Source organism: Streptosporangium sp. NPDC002544 (assembly GCF_040295965.1).
GTDB lineage: Bacteria > Actinomycetota > Actinomycetes > Streptosporangiales > Streptosporangiaceae > Streptosporangium.
Genome location: NZ_JBEOWJ010000035.1, coordinates 34,494 through 54,450 on the forward strand (window position 1 = coordinate 34,494; position 19,957 = coordinate 54,450).

The following is a 19,957-nucleotide window of genomic DNA, read 5'->3' on the forward strand; positions in this document are numbered from 1 at the left end:
CTCACCTCACGCATACGACGGCTTGGTTGTCGCCACCGCCGAAAACCTTACCGAACCCGTACGGCACCGCGCCGCGTTTCCTTCCCGTCCCGAAGGACGAGGTTTCCACGCTGGAGGTATTTGATGAAGCCCAAGACCATCGCCGTGACCGGTGGCGGCGTGATGGGAGCGCAGATCGCACAGGTCTTCGCCACCCACGGCCACACCGTCCGCGTCCACGACCTCACCGAGGACAGGCTCGCCGCGGCGCGCGAGCGCATCCTCGACGGCCGCTTCGGGCTGCGTGCCTCGGTGGCGCGGGGCAAGCTCGCCGAGGAGGACTCGCAGGCCGTCCAGGACCGGCTGACCTACGTCACCGACCTGGCCGCCGCCTGCGACGGGGTGGATCTCGTGCAGGAGGCCGTACCGGAGGACATGGGCCTGAAGGTCCGTGTCTTCCGCGAGCTGGACCTGGTCAGCCCGCCCGCAGCCGTGCTGCTGTCCAACACGGCCGGGCTGTCGGTCGCCGCCCTGGCCTACGCCACGGACCGGCCCGGGCAGGTCTTCGGCTGGCACTGGTTCCAGCCGTGCGCCGCGATGCGGTGCGCCGAGCTGGTCGTGCACGACGCGGTCACCCCCGAGGCCCACCGGCTGACCGTCGAGGTCGCCGAGTCGTGCGGGCGGCGGGTGGTCACCGTCAACGACCAGCCGCTGGCCTGGGGGTTCGTCGCCAACCGGATAAACGCCGCGGTCCGCAGGGAGGCCGACATGATCGTCGCAGAGGGGGTGGCCACCCCCGAGCAGGTCGACACGATCATGAAGGACGCGTTGCGCTGGCCCATGGGCCCGTTCGAGATGCGCGGGGCCGCCGCGCTCGGCTAGCGGTTCACCCTCCGGGTAGGCGGGCGCGCCGCCTGCCATAGACCGCGCCGGGAACGTCCGGCGGCCGGTCCGCAGAGGGGCAGGACAGGGCACACGGGTGCGCCGGGAGCACGCCGTCCAATTATTTGACTTGAGCGTAAAATTATCTACTATAGCGACAGGAGGTGGTGGGGTGCCGAAGGTAATGCGGACCCGGGGTGTGGACCACGCCGCATATGTGACGACCAAGCCCGCCGAGACCATCCGCTTCTACCGCGACGTCATGGGTCTGCCCACCCCGCACGCCATCACGGCGAAGGGGTGGGGCGGCAAGCCCCATCCCGACTTCGTCCACTTCTTCTTCGACATCGGCAACGGCGACCGGCTCGCCTTCTTCTACTACTTCGGCGTGCCCGAGGATCCAGAGGCCAAGCCGCCCAACTACCACCTGGCTCTGCACGTGGACACCGAGGAGGAACTGCTCGCCTGGCGCAGGCGCTTCGAGGAGCACGGCGTCCGGGTCATCGCCCAGATCGTCCACGAGACCATCGAGTCGATCTACGTCCGCGACCCCAACGGCATGGTCTTCGAGATCACCCGGCCCCTGCGGGACCTCACCGAGCGCGACCGGCGGGACGCCGAACTCTCCCTGGAGGCACTCCTCGACTCCCTCGCAGACGACACCGAGCCGACCCTCGAAGCCTTCTGGCGTCGCAAGGCCGAACTCGTCGCCAAGGAACTGGACAACGAGGTCACTCCGGACGACTCCGCCGACGGCCACACCGAGGAGGCCAACTGACATGACCGCGATATACGTGCTCGACGTTCCCGAGTTCTCGCCGCTGGCCGACGCCGCCGTCGCCGACGATCTGCTCCTGACCCGCCGCGCGGGCTACATCCGGCTGACCGCGGAAGGGCCCATCACCGTACGGCGGGCCGGTACCGACCTGGTCGACGCGGTCTGGTTCAGCGCGCTCACCGGGGGATACACGGGCGTCCTGGAATGCTTCGACCAGGACCGCATCCGGGTCCTCCCGGACGGGAGATGAGGCGGGGTGCGCACCACGACCGCCCGCCGCCCGCCTGCGGCGCTCAACGGCGACTGGTATCCCCGGGACCTGCCCGCCGGGATCGACGTCTCCTCCCACCTGCTGGTCACCGCTGACGGATCGGCGACCCGAGGCTGGCTCTACGCCCCGCCCCGCGCCCGCTCCGTGGTCACCGTCATGCACCCACGGGCCGACGCCAGCCGCCACTACCTGATTCCCGACCTGCTCAAGGCCGGATTCGCGGTCTGGGCGCAGACCGGCAGGGGAGGTGGCAGCGACCTCAGGCTCGTCCATGAGAGCGCCCTGCTCGATGTCGCGGCCGGAATGACGTTCCTGCGCGGGCGTGGCTTCGAGCAGGTCGCCGCCCTCGGCAACTCCGGCGGCGCGAGCCTGTACACCTTCTACGTGCAGCAGGCCCTGCGCGGCCCGGCCGACCGCATCGCGGTCACCCCGGCAGGCCGCCCGAGCGGTCTGGACACCGCCGACCTCCCGGCCCCCGACGCGGTCGCCTACCTGGCGCCCCACCCGGGGCAGGGGGCACTGCTCCTCGAATGCATCGACCCCTCGGTGACCGACGAGGACGACGCCCTGTCCGCCGACCCCGCGCTCGACCCCTTCGACCCGGCGAACGGATTCGCCGAACCTCCGGCCTCCGCGTCCTTCACCGCCGAGTTCCTCCAGCGCTATCGCGCCGCCCAGCGGGCCAGGGTCGCCCGCATCGACGACAGGGCCCGCTCGCTCATCGAGCGGCGCAGGGCCGCCCGAGCCCGGCACAAGCGGTTGGGAGCCGCCGCCGACCTGCGCCTGGCCACCCACATGCCGGTCGTCACCGTGCACCGCACCGACGCCGACCCCCGCACCGTCGACCTGTCGCTCGACCCCTCAGAGCGGCGCTACGGCTCGGTCTTCGGCGTCCGCCCCGACGTGACGAACTACGGCCTCGTCGGATTCGGCCGCACGACCACCCCCGAGGCGTGGCTGTCCACCTGGTCCGGGCTGAGCAGCAACGCAGAGATGGCCCGCACCGCGCCGGAGATGACGCTGCCCTGCCTGGTGGTCGAGTACACCGGCGACAACTGCGTCTTCCCCACCCAGGTGCGGGCCATCCACGACGCGCTCGGTGCCACCGACAAGACCCATGTCCGGGTGCGGGGCGACCACTTCGGCGGCCCGCTTCAGGGGGACGGTCCCGATGTGCCGGGCCGGGCCAGAACCGTCGTCGTCGACTGGCTGCGCGACCGTCTCGGCTGACCCGGCCGGCCCGCGCGAAACCCCGCGACCTTCACAAAACCCTCAGCAGCCCCTCGGTAGTCCTCATGGAAAAGATCAACCAACCGAAAGGAGCCCCAGTGTCCGCACTCGCCGGTCGCGTCGCGATCGTCACCGGTGCCGGTCGCGGTCTCGGCCGGGCCCACGCGCTGCTCCTCGCCAGGCTCGGCGCCGCCGTCGTGGTCAACGACCTGGGCGGCGACGTCCACGGCGCGGGCCAGGACACCACCCCCGCCCGGCAGGTCGTGGACGAGATCCGCCACGCGGGCGGCCAGGCCGTCGTCAGCGGCCACGATGTCGCCGACTGGGCCCAGGCAGCCGCCCTCGTCGGCCTCGCCGTCACGACCTTCGGAGACCTGCACGTCCTGGTCAACAACGCGGGCATCCTCCGGGACCGGACACTGGCCAAGATGAGCGAGGCCGAGTGGGACTCGGTCGTCCGCGTCCACCTCAAGGGCCACGCCGCCCCCACCGCCCACGCCCTGGCCTATTGGCGGCGGAGGGCCGGGGAAGGCGCGAAGCCGGAGGCCTCCGTCATACACACGACCTCGGTCGCCGCCTTCGCCGGCAACATCGGCCAGGCCAACTACGGCGCGGCGAAAATGGCCATGCTCGCCCTGTCGCGCTGCGTCTCGCTGGAGGCCGGCCGCCACGGCGTGCGCTCCAACGCGGTCTCACCCGGCGCGCGCACGCGCATCACCGAGAGCGCGGGGCTTTCCGGGGCGAACGAGGTTCCCGACGGAGCCTTCGACCCCGCCGACCCGGCCAACGTCTCCCCCCTGGTGGCCTGGCTCGCCCAGGCCGGCTGCCCCGCCGACGGCCAGGTCTTCCACTGCTCGGGTGAGGAGATCATCGTCGTCGACATGCCCAGGGTCGCTGCCAGGCTGCGCACCGAGGGCCGATGGACCCTTCCCGAACTGGACCGCAGGCTCCCCGAGGCGCTCCGCACCCCGCCCGTCCTGGACGACTTCTTCGGTGGTGCCGAGCCCGCGCGAAGCGGCACGGAGTCAGGCCGATGAGAACCCTCTACACCGGAGCGACCGTCTTCGACGGCACCGGGGCGGCTCCCGCGCCCGCCGACGTCGTGGTCGACGGCGACCGCATCGTGGAGGTCGGCCCCGGCCTCGACGGCGACACCCGCGTCGACCTGGCCGGGGCCGTCCTGCTGCCCGGCTTCATCGACTGCCACGTCCACGTCACCGTCGACGGCATCGATACCCTCAAGCACCTCGGAGACCCCTACTCGCTCCGCTACTACCAGACCGTGCGTAACCTCGGCGACCTGCTGGACACCGGGCTGACCACCGTACGCGACGCCGGCGGGGCCGACCTGGGAACCAAGGTCGCGGTGGACACCGGCGTGGTGCGCGGCCCCAGACTGCGGATCGCCGTCACCATGCTCAGCCAGACGGGCGGCCACGCCGACCCCTGGCTGCCCTCGGGAAGCTGTGTCCCGGTGCTGCCCGTCACACCCGGCGCGCCGCAGCCGGTGGTGGACGGCCCCGACGAGATGCGCCTGCGCGTACGCGAGCTGGTGCGGGCCGGGGCCGACTGGGTCAAGGTGGCCGCCTCCGGCGGTGTCATGTCACCCCGCACCGACCCGCGCCGAGCCCAGTTCTCCGCCGAGGAGCTTCACGCCGCTGTCACCGAGGCCGCCGCGGCGGATCTCGGGGTCATGGCGCACGCGCAGGGAGGCGGAGGCATCCGCAACGCCGTACGCGCCGGGGTCCGCTCGATCGAGCACGGGATCTACCTCGACGACGAGCTGATCGAGATGATGTGCGAACGGGGTACCGTCCTCGTCCCGACCCTGCTCGCCCCGCATAGCGTCCTGTCCGCCGCCGCCTCGGGCGCCGCGTTCAGCGAGCAGTCCCAGCGCAAGGTCGCCGAGATCGTCGAAGCGCACGCCGACTCCTTCCGCCGGGCCATCGCCGCCGGGGTGACCGTCGCCATGGGCACCGACGCGATCGGCTACCCGCACGGCCGTAACCTGGAAGAACTCGACCTCATGCGGGCCGGGGGAATGACTCCGCACCGCGCCCTGCACGCCGCCACCGGTGCCGCGGCCGCGCTGCTCGGCCTGGACGGCGACCTGGGCACGATCGCGCCGGGCAAACGCGCCGACCTGGTCGCCCTTCGCGGTGACATCACCGACCTGACCGGTCTACGTGACCGGATCGCTCTCGTGGTCAAGGACGGCCTTCCGGTCGCCGGGCCACTCACGCACGAGACTCACCAGGAAAGCAGGACCGCATGACCCGCTCCGTCCGGGACAGGTACGGCGTGCACATCGCCGGGGTCGCCGAGACCGCGCTCGGCGAGGTGTACGGCCAGACCGAACTGTCGATGTTCGCCACCGCCGCGCGGGAGGCGCTCTCCGAGGCGGGGATGACCCTGCGCGACGTGGACGGCCTGTTCGTCAACTACATGGGGGAGGAGGGCACCGTCCAGGTCGGCGAGTACCTCGGCATCACCGCGCCGCGTTACGTCGACTCCACCGACATCGGCGGCGCCGCGTTCGAGGCGTTCGTGCATCACGCCATGCTCGCCGTCGCCGAGGGACGCTGCGAGGTCGCGCTCATCGGCTACGCCTCACGCCAGCGCACCCGCCGCGCCCGCAGCATCGGCGGCGGCGTGGTCGACACCGACAGCCTGGCCGCGCAGTTCCAGTCGCCGTACGGCCTGCCCGCCCCCATCGGCCACTACGCGATGATGGCCACCCGGCACATGCACCAGTACGGCACGACCCCCGAACAACTCGCCGAGGTCGCCGTCGCCGCCCGCTCCTGGGCCCGGCTGAACCCCAAGGCCTGGTCCCGCGACCCGCTCACCGTCGAGCAGGCCCTGGCCAGCCGGATGATCTCCACCCCGCTCCGGCGCAGCGACTGCTGCCTGGTCACCGACGGCGGCGCGGCCATCGTCGTCACCACCGCCGCGCGCGCCCGCGACGCGCGCAAACCCTCGGTACGTGTGCTCGGCGCGGGCGAGAGCCAGACTCACTGGCATCTGGCCAGCATGCCCGACATGACCGTCACGGCCGGAGCGGCCTCCGCACGCGAGGCATTCGGCATGGCCGGAATCACCGCGGCCGACGTGGACGTGCTCCAGCCCTACGACTCCTTCACCGTCACCGTGCTGCTCGCGCTGGAGGACCTGGGCTTCTGCGCCAAGGGCGAGGGCGGCGCCTTCGTGGCCGGTGGCCGCCTCGCCCCCGGCGGTGACCTGCCGGCCATGACCTCGGGGGGCGGCCTGTCCTACAACCACCCGGGCGCCCTCGGCGCGCTGCTGCTCGTCGAGGCCGTACGGCAGGTGCGCGGCGAGGCCGGTGACCGGCAGGTGGCCGGCGCCGAGATCGCCGTCGCCCACGGCGTGGGCGGCTACAACTCCACCGCGTCCACGGTGGTCCTGGCCAGATGACAACGACCGTCAAACAGGAGAGCCCCATGACCGAGGCGTACGGCGACGCCATCACCGCCCCCTTCTGGGAGGCAGCCGGCCACGGCCTGCTGCTGCAGCGATGTGACTGCTGCGGCGCCCATCAGTTCTACCCCAGGCTGTTCTGCCTGGCCTGCGACCACGACGGGCTGACCTGGACGTCCGCGAGCGGCACCGGCGTGATCTACTCGCGCACCGAGGTCCACGTCAAGGTACGGCCCGAGTTGGTTCCGCCGTACACCGTCGTCGTCGTCGCGCTCGCCGAGGGCCCTCGGATGACCACCCTCATCGTCGGCGAAGACGGCGCGCCCGGCCCCACCTGTGAGATCGGCGACGTCGTCGAGGTGGCCTGGATGCCCCGCGCCGACGCCCCGCCCCTACCCGTATTCCGGAGGTCGGCATGACCGACGTGCGTCCCTTTCTGCCCGGCGACACCACCCAGATGGCTCTCACCATGGCCAGGGCCTTCGCCGACTACCCCTACACCCTCTGGACCGTTCAGGCCGATGACCGGCACGAGCGGCTGCGCGGGCTCTACACCCTGTTCGTCGCCGAGTTCGCCGCGAGCCTCGACGGGGTCTGGGTCACCGACGACTGCGCCGCCGTCGCCTCCTGGCTCCCGCCCGGTGTCGTCGGCCCCGACGAGGCGTTCCAGGAACGCCACGGATCGACGATCGTGGAACTGATGGGCGACCGGCTGCCCGCCGCCATGTCCGCGGCCGAGATCGTCGACCCGATGCGGCCGGCCGAGCCGCACTGGTACCTCGCCTCCATGGGCACCCACCCCGACTGGCAGAACCGCGGCCTCGGCAGCCGGGTCCTCGAACCGGTGCTCAGCCGGTGCGACGCCGAGGGGGTCCCAGCCTTCACCGAGACCGCCACCGAGGCCAACGTGCGCTTCTATCGCAGAGCCGGATTCGACGTCGTCGCCGAGGCCGAACTCCCCGACGGCGGCCCGCGGCTCTGGTTCCTGTACCGCAAGCCGGGAGAGAACCGATGAGCACCCACCGGGTGGGCCTGATCGTGCCCAGCTCCAACATCACCATGGAGACGGAGATCCCCGAGCTCCTGCGCCGGAGAACGAGCCGCCACCCCGGCGACATGTTCACCGTGCACGGCAGCCGGATGCGCATGCGCCATGTCACCGCCGAGGAACTGCGCCGCATGGACGCCGAGGCGGACCGCTGCGTCGCCGAACTCGCCGACGCCCGCTGCGACGCCTACGCTTACGCCTGCCTGGTCGCCATCATGGCTGCGGGCCCCGGCTACCACGACGCCGCGGAGAAGCGCCTGGCCCGGGTCGCCGCCGACGCGGGCGGGGCCGCCCCGGTCATCTCCAGCGCCGGCGCCCTGCTCGCCGGCCTCGACGTGCTCGGCGCGCACACCGTCGCCATGGTCACGCCGTACCTGCCGGAACTGACCGACCTGGTACGCGGCTACCTCGAAAGCCACGGCGTCACGGTGCGCGACGCCCTCAGCTTGGGCGTCGCCGACAACCTCGCCGTCGGCTGCCTCGACCCGGCCGACCTGCTCAAGCACTACCGCAGGCTCGACCTTTCCGGTTGTGACGCGCTGGTGCTGTCGGCCTGCGTGCAGATGCCGTCACTCCAGATGATCCAGCGGGTCGAGGACGAGGTCGGCATCCCGGTGCTCAGCGCCGCGACCGCCACCACACACGCGCTGCTCACCTCCCTCGGACTGGCCCCGGTGGTGCCGGACGCCGGGGCACTCCTCGCGGAGCGCGGGTGACCGTCCCGGCCGGGCCCGTCCCCGGTGCCCGCGTCCGGGAACCCGCGTCCGGGTCTGCGAGCACCGGGGACGGGCCGGACCTCCGGGGCCCCGGCCGGCCGGCCGGGGCCCTCGCGGTCGCCCGTGCCCTGGCCGGAGTGCTCCCCGCGGAGGCGATCCTCACTGACTCCGACCGGCTGCGCACCTACGACTGCGACGGGCTGAGCCACCTGCGGGTCATGCCCGGCCTGGTCGTGCTGCCCGAGACCACCGCCCAGGTGCGCGCGGCCGTACTGGCTTGCGCCGAGGCGGGGGTCCCGTTCGTGGCGCGCGGCGCGGGCACCGGCCTGTCCGGCGGTGCCCTGCCGGTCGCCGACGGGGTTGTCATCGCGTTGACCCGTATGCGGCGCATCCTGGGCGTCGACCCGGTCGACAAGACCGCCGTCGTCCAGCCGGGGGTGGTCAACACCGAGATTAGCGCCGCCGCCAGAGCGCACGGCCTTTACTTCGCGCCCGACCCCTCCAGCCAGGCCGTGTGCACGATCGGCGGCAACGTCGCGGAGAACTCCGGCGGCGCCCACTGCCTCAAACACGGTTTCACCGTGAACCACGTCCTGGCCGCCACCGTCGTGCTTCCCACCGGGGAGGTCGTCGAACTCGGGAGCCGGGCACCCGACCCCATCGGATACGACCTGCTCGGCGTCTTCGTCGGGGCCGAGGGCACCCTCGGGATCGCCACGGAGATCACCGTACGGCTCACCCGGACTCCCCAAACGGTGGAGACCCTGCTGGCCGGGTTCCACGGCGTCGAGCCGGCCGCGGCCACCGTCTCCGCCATCGTCGCCGCGGGCGTCGTGCCCGCCGCCGCTGAACTCATGGACGCCCTCGCCGTCGAGGCGGCTGAGGCCGCGGTCGGCTGCGGTTACCCGCCCGGCGCGGGAGCGGTCCTGCTCGTCGAGCTCGACGGGCCGCTGGCCGAGGTCGCCCACGCCCTGGTCCAGGTCGAGGAGCTGTGCCGCCGTCACGGCGCCTTCGACGTGCGCCGGGCCCGTGACGAGGGCGAACGGGCCGCTCTGTGGCGTGGCCGTAAGTCAGCCTTCGCCGCGGTCGGCCGGATCAGCCCCGACTACTACGTCCAGGACGGCGTCGTGCCCCGCACCGTGCTTCCCGAGGCGCTCCTGCGCATCGGCGCCCTCGCCGACCGGGCCGGGCTGCGCGTCGCCAACGTCTTCCACGCCGGCGACGGCAACCTGCATCCCCTGGTCCTCTTCGACGCCGCGGTTCCCGGCGCCGCCGCGACCGCCGAGCGCCTGGCCAACCAGATCCTCGGCGTCTGCCTCGACCTTGGCGGGTCCGTCACGGGCGAACACGGCGTCGGAGTGGAGAAGATGGCCTATCTGGGCCGCCAGTTCTCCCGCGACGACCTCGACGTCATGCAACTCCTCCGCTGCGCCTTTGACCCGGCCGCGCTCGCCAACCCCGGCAAACTCTTTCCCACCCCGCGCCTGTGCGGCGAACCCCCCGGCCCCCGCCGTGGCGCCCATCCGCTCCAGGACGCGGGCCTGGCGGAGCTGTACTGATGACCCTCACCGACGCCATCCGGCGTGACCTGCGTGCCCTCCCCGATGTCACGTTCGTCCCCGGCGACCCGGCCGTTGTCCTCCCGGCGACCGTTCAGGCCCTGGCCGCCGTCCTCGGTCACACCGGCGACTTCACCGTGGCCGTCGTCGGCGCTCGTACCTCGGCCGCGCCCGGCGAACCGTGGACGGCCGCCGACATCGTGGTCGACACCAGCCGCCTGGACGCCCTGCTCTCCTATGACCCGGGGGAGCTCGTGGTGCGGGCCCAGGCAGGGATGCCCCTCGCCCGGCTTCAGCGGACACTCGCCGAGCACGGCCAGCGACTCGCCCTCGACCCAGAGCACGACCGGGGCACCCTCGGCGGCATCGTCGCCGCCGACGCCAGCGGCCCCCTCCGGCTGCGCCACGGCACCGTACGCGACCAGCTCCTCGGGGTCACCGTCGTCCTCGCCGACGGCCGCGTCGCGCGCGCCGGCGGCAACGTGGTCAAGAACGTGGCCGGATACGACCTGGGCAAGCTCTACACCGGGAGTCTCGGCACCCTCGGCGTCCTGGCGGAACTCGCCTTCCGGGTCGCCCCGCTGCCGCCCGGTCACCGGTGGCTGGCCGTCCCCTGCGGCCTGCCGGTCGCCACCGACCTGGCCAGAGCGATCGACGAGGCCGCGCTCGAACCGGCCGCCGCGCAGTGGTACGGCCCCGGCGAAGGCGAGGGGGAGCTGCGGCTGCTCTTCGAAGGGGTACCGGCCGCTGTCGAGGACGTCATCGGCCAGGCCCGCGCGCTGGTGACCCCCTTCGCCTCCGGCGCCCCGCAGAGCCGTACGGCCGGCACCCGCCCAGTTTCTCCCGGGGCCGGCGGCATGCCCGCCAGGCTCCGGCTCGCCGCCCCGCCCTCGTGCCTGCCCGGCCTCGTACGCCACACCGTGGCCCGCTGCGCCCGGTCCCCCGAGACGGTGTGGACCGAGGCGGCCGTCGGTGTCGGCGTCGCCACCCTGTCTCTCCCGGCGCCCTCCCCGGCGGGACCACCTTCGGGATGGGGGGAAGCACTGGACGGGGTCCGCGAGCTGGCCGCTGCGTACGGAGGCAGCGTGGTGGTGGACACCGGCCCCGGGGCGGCCCGTCTGCCCGCCGACCCCTGGGGGGTGCCGCCGGGTGCCGTCGCTCTGATGCGTACGGTCAAAAACCAGTTCGACCCCCGGCGTCGGCTCAACCGACACCGATTTCTGGAGGGGTTATGACCTCGTCGCCCACGCCGTTCCCATCCGGTTCCGAGCCCGGGGAAGCGCCTGGCCCGCTGCCCGCGCTCGCGCCGGGCGAGCACGGGGTGGCATCGGCGGCGGGCTCCCGAGGCGATGACCCAACCGGATGGCTGGCCGACTGCGTACACTGCGGCTTCTGCCTGCCGGCCTGCCCGACCTACATCCTTGACGCCGTGGAACCCGACTCTCCCCGGGGCCGTATCCAGCTCATCGGCCAGATCGTCGACTCGGGCACCGTCTCGCCCGTTCAGGCCGGGCACCTGGACAACTGCCTCGGCTGCCTTGCCTGCCTGCCGGCCTGCCCGTCGGGCGTGCGTTACGACAGGCTGATCGAGCACGCGCGGGAACGGGTTGAGGAGGAGCATCCCCGCTCGTGGCGGGAGCGGGCACAGCGCATCCTCATCTTCGCCCTGTTCCCGCATCCGCGAAGGCTCCGTCTGGTCCGCCCGCTGCTCTGGCTGTATCAGCGTTTTCTCGCCGGGTTCGTCTCCCGGCTCCTGCCGGCGGCCGTACGTGAGATGGCCGCCCTCGCCCCCGAGGTGACCGGCCGCACCTGGACCGCTGTGCCCGAGACCGTGCCCGGGGCGCAACCCCGGCGTGCCGTCGTCGGTCTGGTCTCCGGGTGTGTCCAGCGCGTCTTCTTCCCCGGTGTGAACCAGGCCACGGTCGAGGTGCTGGCCTCGGAGGGGTGTGAGGTGCGGACCCCCGCCGCCCAGGGATGTTGCGGGGCTCTCAGCGCCCATGCCGGACGCACCGAGGAGGCCCGTGGCTTCGCCCGCGCCCTGATCCGGACCTTCGAGGACGCGGGAGTCGACGTCGTCGTCGTCAACGCGGCCGGTTGCGGCGCGACCATCAAGGAGTACGGACACCTGCTGGCCGACGACCCCGACTGGGCGGCGCGGGCCACCCGGTTCGTGGCCAAGGTCCGCGACGCCACCGAATGGCTCGTCGAACTCGGCCCTCGAGCCACCCGTGTCCCCGTCGAACTCAGTGTCGCCTACCAGGACGCCTGCCATCTCAGAAACGGCCAGGGCATCATCGCCCAGCCCCGTGCCCTGCTGAGCGGCATTCCCGGCCTCGACCTCCGGGAGATCGCCGAACCCGGTGTCTGTTGCGGATCCGCCGGAATCTACAACCTCCTGCAGCCCGGCACCGCCTCCCGCCTCGGCCACCGCAAGGCGGAACACGTACGGGACACCGGCGCGGCGGTCCTCGCCACCGCCAACCCGGGCTGCGCCATGCAGATCCGCCACGCCCTGCGCGACTCCGGCTCCGAGGTGCAGGTCATGCACGTGATGGAACTGCTCGCCCTCAGCCTCCGGGGGTAGTGGGATTCCCCGATCCCACTACCCTGCTATGGGCGCCCGGCCGGTTCACCCACTACGAGGGGAGCCCGGCTGGGAAGCCGGTCCGCGGTCAGTGGCAGCCGAGGTGGTGGGCCAGCATTCGACCAGGTCGGCCTGGCCTGCCACCACGGCGGTGCGGAGGTGCTCGGTGCGGGCGGATCCGTCGCCCACCAGGGTGGCCACTCCGGCCAGGGCCCGGATCTCTTCGGCCAGCGCGGTCAGCGCCAGTTCTGAGGTGGGGGTTTCGGGCTGCCCCGCCGTGTGGAGGAGGCGCACGAGGTTCACTCCTGCGGCCTTCAGCTCCCGGACACAGGCGACGACGGCGGCCGTGGCGGTCCCGGCCCGTACGGTGAGGGCGACACCGCGCAGCGGGGTGGCGGTGGCCCGGATCACGGTGGCCAGGTCCATCGGTGAGGTTTGGGCCGAGGTCTCGGACACGTCAGGGCAGGTGTACTCGACATAGCCGAAACCGGCCTCGGCGGCGGCCTTGGCCAAGGTGGTGTCGGTGGGAAGCCGCAGTCCGGCGAGCGCCTCGGTGTGGGTGGTGACGAAGTCGGCGAGTCCAGACAGGGCGGTCCAGTCAAGGGTGTCGGCCGGAACCGCGGCAAGGTCGGCGACGACGAGACCGGCGCCGGCCAGGGCGAGGCCGCCGAACAAGGCGAGGTCGCGCTCGTGGCGACCCGCCGAGTCCGCGGGGGCCGGAGGCCGGGTGACGACGACGCGGGTGGGGAGCGTGCGGCCGGCGATCCGGACCGGGGTGCACAGGGGGTCGGCGCCCGTGCTGAGGGGGAGTTCGACCTCGGCGGAGGTCGCTTCGGTGAACCAGCGTTCGACGTCGCGGGCGAGGCCGGGATCGGCGGCGCGCAACCGGTCGTAGGACAGGGCCCCGGTCCGGGTCAGCCATTGAAAGGCGAGCTGGCTGGGAGCGCGGTCCATGCGCTGTCCGAAGGTCTCCCACCAGATCTGGCTGGCCATGGCCCGCGTCTGGAGGTGTTCGACGGCGGGGCGGCGTTCGGCCTCGTAACGCGCGAAAGCCGTAGCGGGGTCGGATTCGGCGGCCAGGCATCGGGCGAGTACGACCGCGTCCTCCATGGCCAGTGTGGTGCCCGAGCCGACGGAGAAGTGGGCGGTGTGGGCCGCGTCGCCGATGAGGACGACTTTGCCGGTACTCCAGCGTGCGCAGTCGACGTTGCGGAAGTTCGCCCAGCGTGACCTGTTGCCGAGCAGCGGGCGGCCTTCGAGGTCGGCGGCGAACAGCCGCTCCAGGTATTCCTTGCTGCGCAGATCGGTGCCGTCGGGTCCCAGGGGGGCGTAGGGCCGGTCGAGTCCGGCACGGCGCCAGGTGTCCTCATCGGTTTCGACGAGGAAGGTCACCATGCCCGGCGCGTAGGGGTAGGCGTGCGCGGCCCACGCGCCGTGCTCGTCGGCGACGAAGCTGAAGGTCATCCCCGCCAGTTCGAGTTCGGCGCCCAACCAGATGTACTTGGCCCGGCCGAGCCCGTCAGTCACCCCGAACTCGTGGCTGAGCGCGGTCCGGGTGGCACTGTTGGCGCCGTCGGCTGCCACGATCACGTCGGCGCCGATCTCGCCGAGCTCGGCGGGGGTGCCGTACTTGAGGGTGACTCCCACCGCGAGGGCCTGCTCGCGCAGGACGTCCAGCAGTGCGGCGCGCGCGATGGCGGTCCCGCCTCGTGGGCCCCACCGCACGTCGGTGGCGCGGTGACGCAGTGAGATGCCGTGGCCGACCACTCCGGCCTCGACGATGCGACGCTGCGTTTCGGGGTCGATCTCGGCCAGCGCCGCGATGGTGCGGTCCGCCAGGCCGATGCCGAAGCCGAAGGTCGAGCTCGGAGCGTCCCGCTCGTAGACCGTGACGTGCCAGGACGGGTCTGCCCGACGCAATAGCCGGGCCAGGAACAGGCCGGCCGGGCCACCACCCAGGCTGACCAGGGTGCGATTGCCCATGGAGCTCCTTAGCTTTGCGTAGAATATTTTACGTAACCGTAAATCATCTGCCATGCCGGTGCAACGGGCCCTTCCGGTCGGCGCCCCGAAACACCCTTCTCATGCGTTAAATATTAGACTAATGTGTCAGAAATTCGTGCGGGGTGATCCCGTCCGGCCCACAGGGAGATTCCATGACCAAGTCCGCCGTCACCCCCCCGCCCGGCGTCCGGGTCGCCGGTCCACCGGTGGCGGGTGTCGAGGAAGTGCTGACCGGCCCTGCCCTGGCATTCATCGCCGAACTGCACCGCAGGTTCGCCCCGGTCAGGAACGAGTTGATGACGGCAAGGGCCGTCCGGCGGGAGAAGATCGCCGCCGAAGGGCGGTGCGACTTCCTGCCCGAGACCGCTGGCGTGCGAGCCGGGGACTGGCGCGTACCGCCTCCCCCCGCCGACCTGACCGACCGTCGTGTGGAGATCACCGGTCCGGCCGAGCGCAAGATGACCGTCAACGCGCTGCGCTCCGGGGCCAAGGTCTGGCTCGCCGACTTCGAGGACTCCCTCGCCCCCCGCTGGAGCAACGTGATCGCCGGGCAGATCAACCTCTCGGCCGCGATCGCCCGGGACATCGACGAGGAGATCGACGGAAAGCGCTACCGGCTGCCTGAGGGCCCGCTGGCCACGATCGTGATGCGCCCTCGGGGGTGGCACCTCGACGAGCGGAATCTGGAGATCGACGGTGAACCGGCGGTCGCGGCCCTCGTCGACTTTGGCCTCTACTTCCTGCGTAACGCCCAGATCCTCCTCGAACGGGACAGCGGGCCGTACTTTTATCTGCCCAAGCTCGAAAGCCACCGCGAGGCCGCACTGTGGAACGAGGTCTTCCTCGCCGCCCAGGCGGCCCTCGGGCTGCCCGCCGGGACGGTCCGCGCCACGGTGCTGATCGAGACGATCACCGCCGCGTTCGAGATGGACGAGATCCTGCACGCCCTCGGCCCGCACGCCGCCGGGCTCAACGCCGGACGCTGGGACTACCTGTTCTCCATCGTCAAAACGTTCCGTGACGTGGGCCCGGCCTTCGTGCTACCCGATCGCAACACCGTCACCATGACCGCCGGCTTCATGCGTGCCTACACCGACCTGCTGGTCGCCACCTGCCACCGCAGGGGGGCGCACGCCATCGGCGGCATGTCGGCCTTCATCCCCTCGCGACGGGATCCGGAGGCCAACCGGATCACACTGGACCACGTGCGCACCGACAAACGGCGAGAGGCCGGTGACGGATTCGACGGCTCCTGGGTGGCCCACCCCGGCCTGGTGCCCGTCTGCCATGAGGTTTTCGACGAGACCCTCGGAGACCGTCCCCACCAGCTCGGGCTGCGACGCGAGGTGCAGATCACCGCCGACCAGCTCCTCGACGTGCGCTCGGCGGGTGACCGCTTCACCCGTGCAGGTCTCGACAACGCCGCCGACGTGCTCCTGCGCTACTTGGCGGCCTGGCTCGGCGGCAGCGGCGCGGTCGGCATCCACAACCTCATGGAGGACGTCGCGACCGCCGAGATCTGCCGCTCTCAACTGTGGCAGTGGCGCCACAACGCGGTACGGCTCGACGACGGCGTCACCGTCACCGCGCAGATGCTGACCCATGCTCTCGACGAGCGTCTGGCCGTGATCCGCGAGGAACTCGGCGAGGCCGCGTACGCCCTGGGCCACTGGACCTCGGCCCGTGAGCTCGTCGGCAGGCTCGTCCTGTCCGACGACTACGCTGACTTTCTCACCCAGCTGGCCTACCCGCTGCTCGATGAGGGGTGAGCCGCGGGGGTCCTCTGGGTGCTGCTGAACCTGGGCATGCCTGCCAACCTCGCTGTATGGACCACCCCCGGCGGCAACCTGATCCCGGTGTCGGTCCTGCATCGGCGGGTAGCCGAACTGGCCGTCGGCTACCAGGCCGCCCCATGAGCCGGGGCCACCGATCGACGCCACAACGGTGCCCAGGCGGGAGGTTCAGGCGTTTTGTGGCAGCAGACTCAGCCCATCGCCGTCCGGCGTGGGCGCGAACCGGCGGTCATGCGGGCCGTTGAAGATCTCATGTGGCAGCGGCACCACCACGCTGCTGATGGTCTCGAACACGTCGAGGAAGACCTCGTCTCCGGCGGGCGCCTGGTGCTCGATCGCGTGGAACGCCGCGATCATCTCCTTCGGGCCGCGTACGTAGAACGGTTATCGTCGAACCACTGCCCCGCCCAGGCTCGGCTGTGATCGCGACACGCACTTGGCCATTGAACCGAACGATCGTGCGGAAGCCGGGTCTGCTACTGGGGCCGGGGGGACCCGTGCACGGAGCCGGTGTTGCTGCGAGCGGCGTACGGCCCGGGCTGGTATCGGCTGGACGCGGGCGGCGGCGCGGTGTGGGCGGGGTCGATGCCCTGGTTGTGATCGTCGGCGTGCGCGATACCCGGTCCTCGAATTCGAGGGCCGGGTATCGCTTTTTGGCCATCGTTTCATGTACATCCGATCGGTTAATATGTGTATGTCCGCTGGCTGATTATCCGAGGGTGGTAATGGCACCCCCATATGAAGGATTAACAATCGTGTGGTCCAAGGTCTTCTCCGAGCTCACCGGGCTGGACCAGGCGATCATCAGTACGGCGGTCAGGCGCAGCTCGTACCGGGACCTCAAGCTCGCCGGCGATGTCGTCGACCGCGAGCAGCTCGTCGCCGACGCGTTCAGCGAGGCCAAGCTCATCCCCGCCCCCGTCACGTTCGCGGACTTCGTCGACACCAGGTTCGACGCCACCCTGGACAACCCCTCGTGACGCCCGCCCCGAGGTCCGTGCCCGGGGGATCCACGCCTGGAGGCATCCGATGAAGTTCCACTGGTTCCTGCCCACCGCCGGTGACAGCCGGGTCCTCACCGGGGGCGGCCACGGCCTCAGCAGGGGACACGGCCGCTCCGAGGCGGCCACGTTCCGCCCGCCGGACATCGAGTACCTGGCGCAGGTCGCCCGCTCCGCCGAGCAGCTCGGCTTCGAGGCGGTCCTGACCCCGACCGGCACCTGGTGCGAGGACGCCTGGCTGGTCACCGCCGCGCTGACCCGCGAGACCGAGCGGCTGAAGTTCCTCGTCGCCTTCCGGCCAGGCTTCATGTCACCGACGCTGGCCGCGCAGATGGCCGCCACCTACCAGCGGCTCTCGCGCGGCAGGCTCCTGCTCAACGTGGTGACCGGCGGGGAGAGCGCCGAGCAGGCCAGGTTCGGCGACCACCTGTCCAAGGACGAACGCTACGCGCGCACCGACGAGTTCCTGTCGGTCGTGCGCGGTGCCTGGAGCGGTACCCCCTACGACTTCGACGGCGGCCACTACCGAGTCGAGGGCGCGATGGTCGCCGAGACGCCCGATCCCGTCCCGGAGATCTACTTCGGCGGCTCCTCGAAGGCTGCCGGACCGGTCGCGGCCAGGCACGTGGACGTCTACCTCACCTGGGGCGAGCCCCCCGAGCAGGTGGCGAAGAAGATCGAGTGGATCCGGGAGCTGGCGGAGGAGCAGGGCCGCAAGCTCCGCTTCGGCATCCGGCTGCACGTGATCACCCGCGACAGCGAGCGCGACGCCTGGGCGGAGGCCGAGCGGCTGCTGGCCGCCATCGACCCGGCCGACATCGTCTCGGCCAGGAAGCTGCTCGGCCGTAGCGAGTCGGTCGGCCAGCGGCGCATGCTGGAGCTGCACGAGGGCTTCACCGGTGGCACCGCCCGCGACCTGGAGATCCATCCGAACCTCTGGGCCGGGGTCGGCCTCGTGCGGGGCGGTGCCGGCACCGCGCTGGTCGGCAGCCACTCCCAGGTCGCCGAGCGGATCGAGGAGTACACCTCGCTCGGCATCGAGGAGTTCGTCCTGTCCGGCTACCCCCACCTGGAGGAGGCGTACTGGTTCGGCGAGAACGTGCTTCCCCGCGTCGCCGCGCCCGTCCAGGGGTGATCACGGCCACATCCGGCGAGCCCGTCTTGCGCGTGATCTCCGCGGGGAGGAATCTCGGTGCATGCCTGACGACCGCCCGTACGACATCGTGCTGTTCGGCGCCACCGGGTTCACCGGGGCGCTCACCGCGGAATACCTCGCGCGCAACGCCGCTCCCGCCCTCCGCTGGGCACTGGCCGGGCGTAACCGGGCCAAGCTCGAAGCGGTCAGGGACCGGATCGGCCTGCCCGAACTGCCGCTGCTGCACGCCGACGTGACCGACCCGGCCTCCCTGGTGGAGATCGCCAGGCAGGCCAGGGTCGTGGCGACCACCGTGGGCCCCTACGTCTCCTACGGCGAGCCGCTGGTGGCCGCCTGCGCCGACGCGGGCACCCACTACGCCGACATCACCGGCGAGCCCGAGTTCGTCGACCGCATGTTCATCCGCCATCACGAGCGGGCCAGGAGGACCGGGGCCAAGCTCGTGCACGCCTGCGGCTTCGACTCCGTCCCGCACGACCTCGGCGCCTACTTCACGGTCAGGCGGCTGCCCGAGGGAGTGCCGCTGGAGGTCAGCGGCTTCGTCCGGGCCTCCGGTGCCGCCTCCGGCGGCACCGCGCACTCCGCCGTCATGGCGATCTCCCGCTTCCGGCAGACGGCCGAGGCCGCACACGTCCGGCGCGAGCTGGAAATCGTGCCCGGGGCCGCCGCGGCCTCCAGGACCAGGAAGACGCGTGGCATGCCGGGCCCGGTCCGCTACGTCGGAGGGTGGGCACTGCCGCTGCCCACGCTCGACCCGCAGATCGTCGCCCGCTCGGCCCGCGCGCTGGACCGCTACGGCCCCGACTTCACCTACCGTCACCACTTCGCGGTCAGGCGACTGCCCGTCGCGCTCGGCCTCGCCACCGGGGTGGGCGCCCTCGCGCTGCTCGCCCAGATCCCACCGGCGCGCTCCCTGCTGCTGCGCCGCTTCGCACCCGGTGAGGGGCCCGGCGTCGAGCAGCGGGCCAGGAGCTGGTTCAAGGTCACCTTCCTCGGCCTGGGCGGCGGGGCGCGCGTCGTCACCGAGGTCGCGGGCGGCGACCCCGGCTACGGCGAGACCGCCAAGATGCTCGGCGAGTCGGCGCTCTGCCTGGCGACGGACGACCTCCCGGAGGCCTCCGGTCAGCTGACCACCGCCGTGGCGATGGGCGACGCGCTGATCGGCCGCCTGGTGCGGGCGGGCATCACCTTCACGGTGCTGAGCGACTCGCGCAAGTAGGCGTCCGCTCGGGACGAGCGGCTCCCGGGTTCCGGTGTGACGATCGTGGACGGGATCGGCCGGGCCCGCAGGGCGACTCCCACGACAACGGCGCGGTGGTCCGCGGCAACGTCGTGCGCGACACGCTCACGCCGTACGACTTCGCCCTCCACACCGACTACGGCGCCGCCTGGGTCACCGTCGAGGGCGACGCCGTCCAGCCTTTCCCGATCGTGTAGGTCCGCCGGAAGCCGCTCTTGGAGAAGCCTTGGGGACCGGATGAGCGTGAAGGTGATCCGGGCACGGTACTAAACCGGGTA

Annotated in this window: 21 protein-coding genes; 19 read left to right on the plus strand and 2 right to left on the minus strand. The window is 71.7% G+C overall.

Annotated features, from left to right (window positions below; genetic code table 11):
* Positions 1-123 precede the first annotated feature (123 nt).
* The 13 genes from ABT061_RS38380 to ABT061_RS38440 all read left to right on the plus strand — a co-directional run bounded on the left by ABT061_RS38380 (position 124) and on the right by ABT061_RS38440 (position 12,485).
* Positions 124-861 carry a 3-hydroxyacyl-CoA dehydrogenase family protein gene (locus tag ABT061_RS38380; protein WP_350927430.1) on the plus strand — a complete coding sequence of 246 codons (738 nt, stop codon included), beginning with the start codon at positions 124-126 and terminating at the stop codon, positions 859-861.
* A gap of 172 nt (positions 862-1,033) precedes the next feature.
* Positions 1,034-1,639, plus strand: coding sequence for a VOC family protein (locus ABT061_RS38385; protein ID WP_350927432.1), 606 nt, complete (start codon positions 1,034-1,036; stop codon positions 1,637-1,639).
* Position 1,640: 1 nt separating this feature from the next.
* Positions 1,641-1,889 (plus strand): hypothetical protein, encoded by a 249-nt coding sequence (locus ABT061_RS38390; RefSeq protein ID WP_350927434.1) that lies wholly within the window; start codon positions 1,641-1,643, stop codon positions 1,887-1,889.
* 6 nt (positions 1,890-1,895) lie between these two features.
* Entirely contained in the window at positions 1,896-3,140 is a 1,245-nt protein-coding gene (locus ABT061_RS38395; protein WP_350927436.1) for an alpha/beta fold hydrolase, read from the plus strand.
* 98 nt (positions 3,141-3,238) lie between these two features.
* Positions 3,239-4,177, plus strand: coding sequence for an SDR family NAD(P)-dependent oxidoreductase (locus tag ABT061_RS38400; protein WP_350927438.1), 939 nt, complete (start codon positions 3,239-3,241; stop codon positions 4,175-4,177).
* On the plus strand, positions 4,174-5,415 hold the full coding sequence (locus ABT061_RS38405) for a metal-dependent hydrolase family protein (protein ID WP_350927440.1): 1,242 nt from the start codon (positions 4,174-4,176) through the stop codon (positions 5,413-5,415). The genes ABT061_RS38400 and ABT061_RS38405 overlap by 4 nt, the downstream gene beginning before the upstream one ends.
* Positions 5,412-6,575 (plus strand): acetyl-CoA acetyltransferase, encoded by a 1,164-nt coding sequence (locus ABT061_RS38410; protein WP_350927442.1) that lies wholly within the window; start codon positions 5,412-5,414, stop codon positions 6,573-6,575. Before ABT061_RS38405 ends, ABT061_RS38410 begins: the two co-directional genes overlap by 4 nt.
* A 26-nt stretch (positions 6,576-6,601) precedes the next feature.
* Positions 6,602-6,997, plus strand: a complete 396-nt coding sequence (locus ABT061_RS38415; RefSeq protein ID WP_350927444.1) for a Zn-ribbon domain-containing OB-fold protein — start codon at positions 6,602-6,604, stop codon at positions 6,995-6,997.
* Positions 6,994-7,593: a GNAT family N-acetyltransferase gene (locus tag ABT061_RS38420; RefSeq protein ID WP_350927446.1), complete on the plus strand. Its 600-nt coding sequence runs from the start codon at positions 6,994-6,996 to the stop codon at positions 7,591-7,593. Before ABT061_RS38415 ends, ABT061_RS38420 begins: the two co-directional genes overlap by 4 nt.
* On the plus strand, positions 7,590-8,342 hold the full coding sequence (locus ABT061_RS38425; protein ID WP_350927448.1) for a maleate cis-trans isomerase family protein: 753 nt from the start codon (positions 7,590-7,592) through the stop codon (positions 8,340-8,342). Before ABT061_RS38420 ends, ABT061_RS38425 begins: the two co-directional genes overlap by 4 nt.
* Before the next feature lie 137 nt (positions 8,343-8,479).
* A complete protein-coding gene (locus ABT061_RS38430; RefSeq protein ID WP_350927604.1) occupies positions 8,480-9,901 on the plus strand; it encodes an FAD-linked oxidase C-terminal domain-containing protein in 1,422 nt (473 codons plus the stop codon).
* Entirely contained in the window at positions 9,901-11,136 is a 1,236-nt protein-coding gene (locus tag ABT061_RS38435) for an FAD-binding oxidoreductase (protein WP_350927450.1), read from the plus strand. Before ABT061_RS38430 ends, ABT061_RS38435 begins: the two co-directional genes overlap by 1 nt.
* 86 nt (positions 11,137-11,222) lie before the next feature.
* On the plus strand, positions 11,223-12,485 hold the full coding sequence (locus ABT061_RS38440) for a (Fe-S)-binding protein (protein ID WP_350927606.1): 1,263 nt from the start codon (positions 11,223-11,225) through the stop codon (positions 12,483-12,485).
* A 45-nt stretch (positions 12,486-12,530) separates the two neighbouring features.
* On the opposite strand, the gene ABT061_RS38445 is transcribed toward ABT061_RS38440, so the two are convergent.
* Entirely contained in the window at positions 12,531-14,468 is a 1,938-nt protein-coding gene (locus ABT061_RS38445) for an FAD-dependent monooxygenase (RefSeq protein ID WP_350927452.1), read from the minus strand.
* 173 nt (positions 14,469-14,641) lie between these two features.
* Here ABT061_RS38445 and aceB point away from each other — a divergent pair, with 173 nt between their 5' ends.
* Positions 14,642-16,258, plus strand: a complete 1,617-nt coding sequence (gene aceB / locus ABT061_RS38450) for a malate synthase A (protein WP_350927454.1) — start codon at positions 14,642-14,644, stop codon at positions 16,256-16,258.
* A gap of 18 nt (positions 16,259-16,276) precedes the next feature.
* Positions 16,277-16,405 (plus strand): hypothetical protein, encoded by a 129-nt coding sequence (locus tag ABT061_RS38455; RefSeq protein ID WP_350927456.1) that lies wholly within the window; start codon positions 16,277-16,279, stop codon positions 16,403-16,405.
* 45 nt (positions 16,406-16,450) lie between these two features.
* Here the strand turns inward: ABT061_RS38455 and ABT061_RS38460 are convergent, their stop codons facing one another.
* A complete protein-coding gene (locus tag ABT061_RS38460) occupies positions 16,451-16,639 on the minus strand; it encodes a hypothetical protein (protein ID WP_350927458.1) in 189 nt (62 codons plus the stop codon).
* Positions 16,640-17,037: 398 nt separating this feature from the next.
* Here ABT061_RS38460 and ABT061_RS38465 point away from each other — a divergent pair, with 398 nt between their 5' ends.
* From ABT061_RS38465 to ABT061_RS38480, 4 genes are all read left to right on the plus strand, one after another.
* The gene (locus ABT061_RS38465; protein ID WP_350927460.1) at positions 17,038-17,262 is read left to right on the plus strand and encodes a hypothetical protein; all 225 of its coding nucleotides are present in this window, start codon (positions 17,038-17,040) and stop codon (positions 17,260-17,262) included.
* Between the two features lie 49 nt (positions 17,263-17,311).
* Complete coding sequence (locus ABT061_RS38470; RefSeq protein ID WP_350927462.1) at positions 17,312-18,418, plus strand: LLM class flavin-dependent oxidoreductase; 1,107 nt, start codon at positions 17,312-17,314, stop codon at positions 18,416-18,418.
* A 61-nt stretch (positions 18,419-18,479) separates the two neighbouring features.
* Positions 18,480-19,658, plus strand: coding sequence for a saccharopine dehydrogenase family protein (locus ABT061_RS38475; RefSeq protein WP_350927463.1), 1,179 nt, complete (start codon positions 18,480-18,482; stop codon positions 19,656-19,658).
* 95 nt (positions 19,659-19,753) lie between these two features.
* Positions 19,754-19,876 carry a hypothetical protein gene (locus tag ABT061_RS38480; protein ID WP_350927465.1) on the plus strand — a complete coding sequence of 41 codons (123 nt, stop codon included), beginning with the start codon at positions 19,754-19,756 and terminating at the stop codon, positions 19,874-19,876.
* Positions 19,877-19,957: the final 81 nt, after the last annotated feature.

What these genes read in the sequence shown, in the direction of transcription:
- ABT061_RS38410 (WP_350927442.1), top strand. Translation starts at nt 5,412, where the DNA reads ATGACCCGCTCCGTCCGGGACAGGTACGGCGTGCACATCGCCGGGGTC.
- ABT061_RS38475 (WP_350927463.1), top strand. Translation starts at nt 18,480, where the DNA reads ATGCCTGACGACCGCCCGTACGACATCGTGCTGTTCGGCGCCACCGGG.
- ABT061_RS38445 (WP_350927452.1), bottom strand. Translation starts at nt 14,468, where the DNA reads ATGGGCAATCGCACCCTGGTCAGCCTGGGTGGTGGCCCGGCCGGCCTG.
- ABT061_RS38380 (WP_350927430.1), top strand. Translation starts at nt 124, where the DNA reads ATGAAGCCCAAGACCATCGCCGTGACCGGTGGCGGCGTGATGGGAGCG.
- ABT061_RS38435 (WP_350927450.1), top strand. Translation starts at nt 9,901, where the DNA reads ATGACCCTCACCGACGCCATCCGGCGTGACCTGCGTGCCCTCCCCGAT.
- ABT061_RS38460 (WP_350927458.1), bottom strand. Translation starts at nt 16,639, where the DNA reads ATGATCGCGGCGTTCCACGCGATCGAGCACCAGGCGCCCGCCGGAGAC.
- ABT061_RS38470 (WP_350927462.1), top strand. Translation starts at nt 17,312, where the DNA reads ATGAAGTTCCACTGGTTCCTGCCCACCGCCGGTGACAGCCGGGTCCTC.
- ABT061_RS38415 (WP_350927444.1), top strand. Translation starts at nt 6,602, where the DNA reads ATGACCGAGGCGTACGGCGACGCCATCACCGCCCCCTTCTGGGAGGCA.
- ABT061_RS38425 (WP_350927448.1), top strand. Translation starts at nt 7,590, where the DNA reads ATGAGCACCCACCGGGTGGGCCTGATCGTGCCCAGCTCCAACATCACC.
- ABT061_RS38390 (WP_350927434.1), top strand. Translation starts at nt 1,641, where the DNA reads ATGACCGCGATATACGTGCTCGACGTTCCCGAGTTCTCGCCGCTGGCC.
- aceB (WP_350927454.1), top strand. Translation starts at nt 14,642, where the DNA reads ATGACCAAGTCCGCCGTCACCCCCCCGCCCGGCGTCCGGGTCGCCGGT.
- ABT061_RS38405 (WP_350927440.1), top strand. Translation starts at nt 4,174, where the DNA reads ATGAGAACCCTCTACACCGGAGCGACCGTCTTCGACGGCACCGGGGCG.
- ABT061_RS38420 (WP_350927446.1), top strand. Translation starts at nt 6,994, where the DNA reads ATGACCGACGTGCGTCCCTTTCTGCCCGGCGACACCACCCAGATGGCT.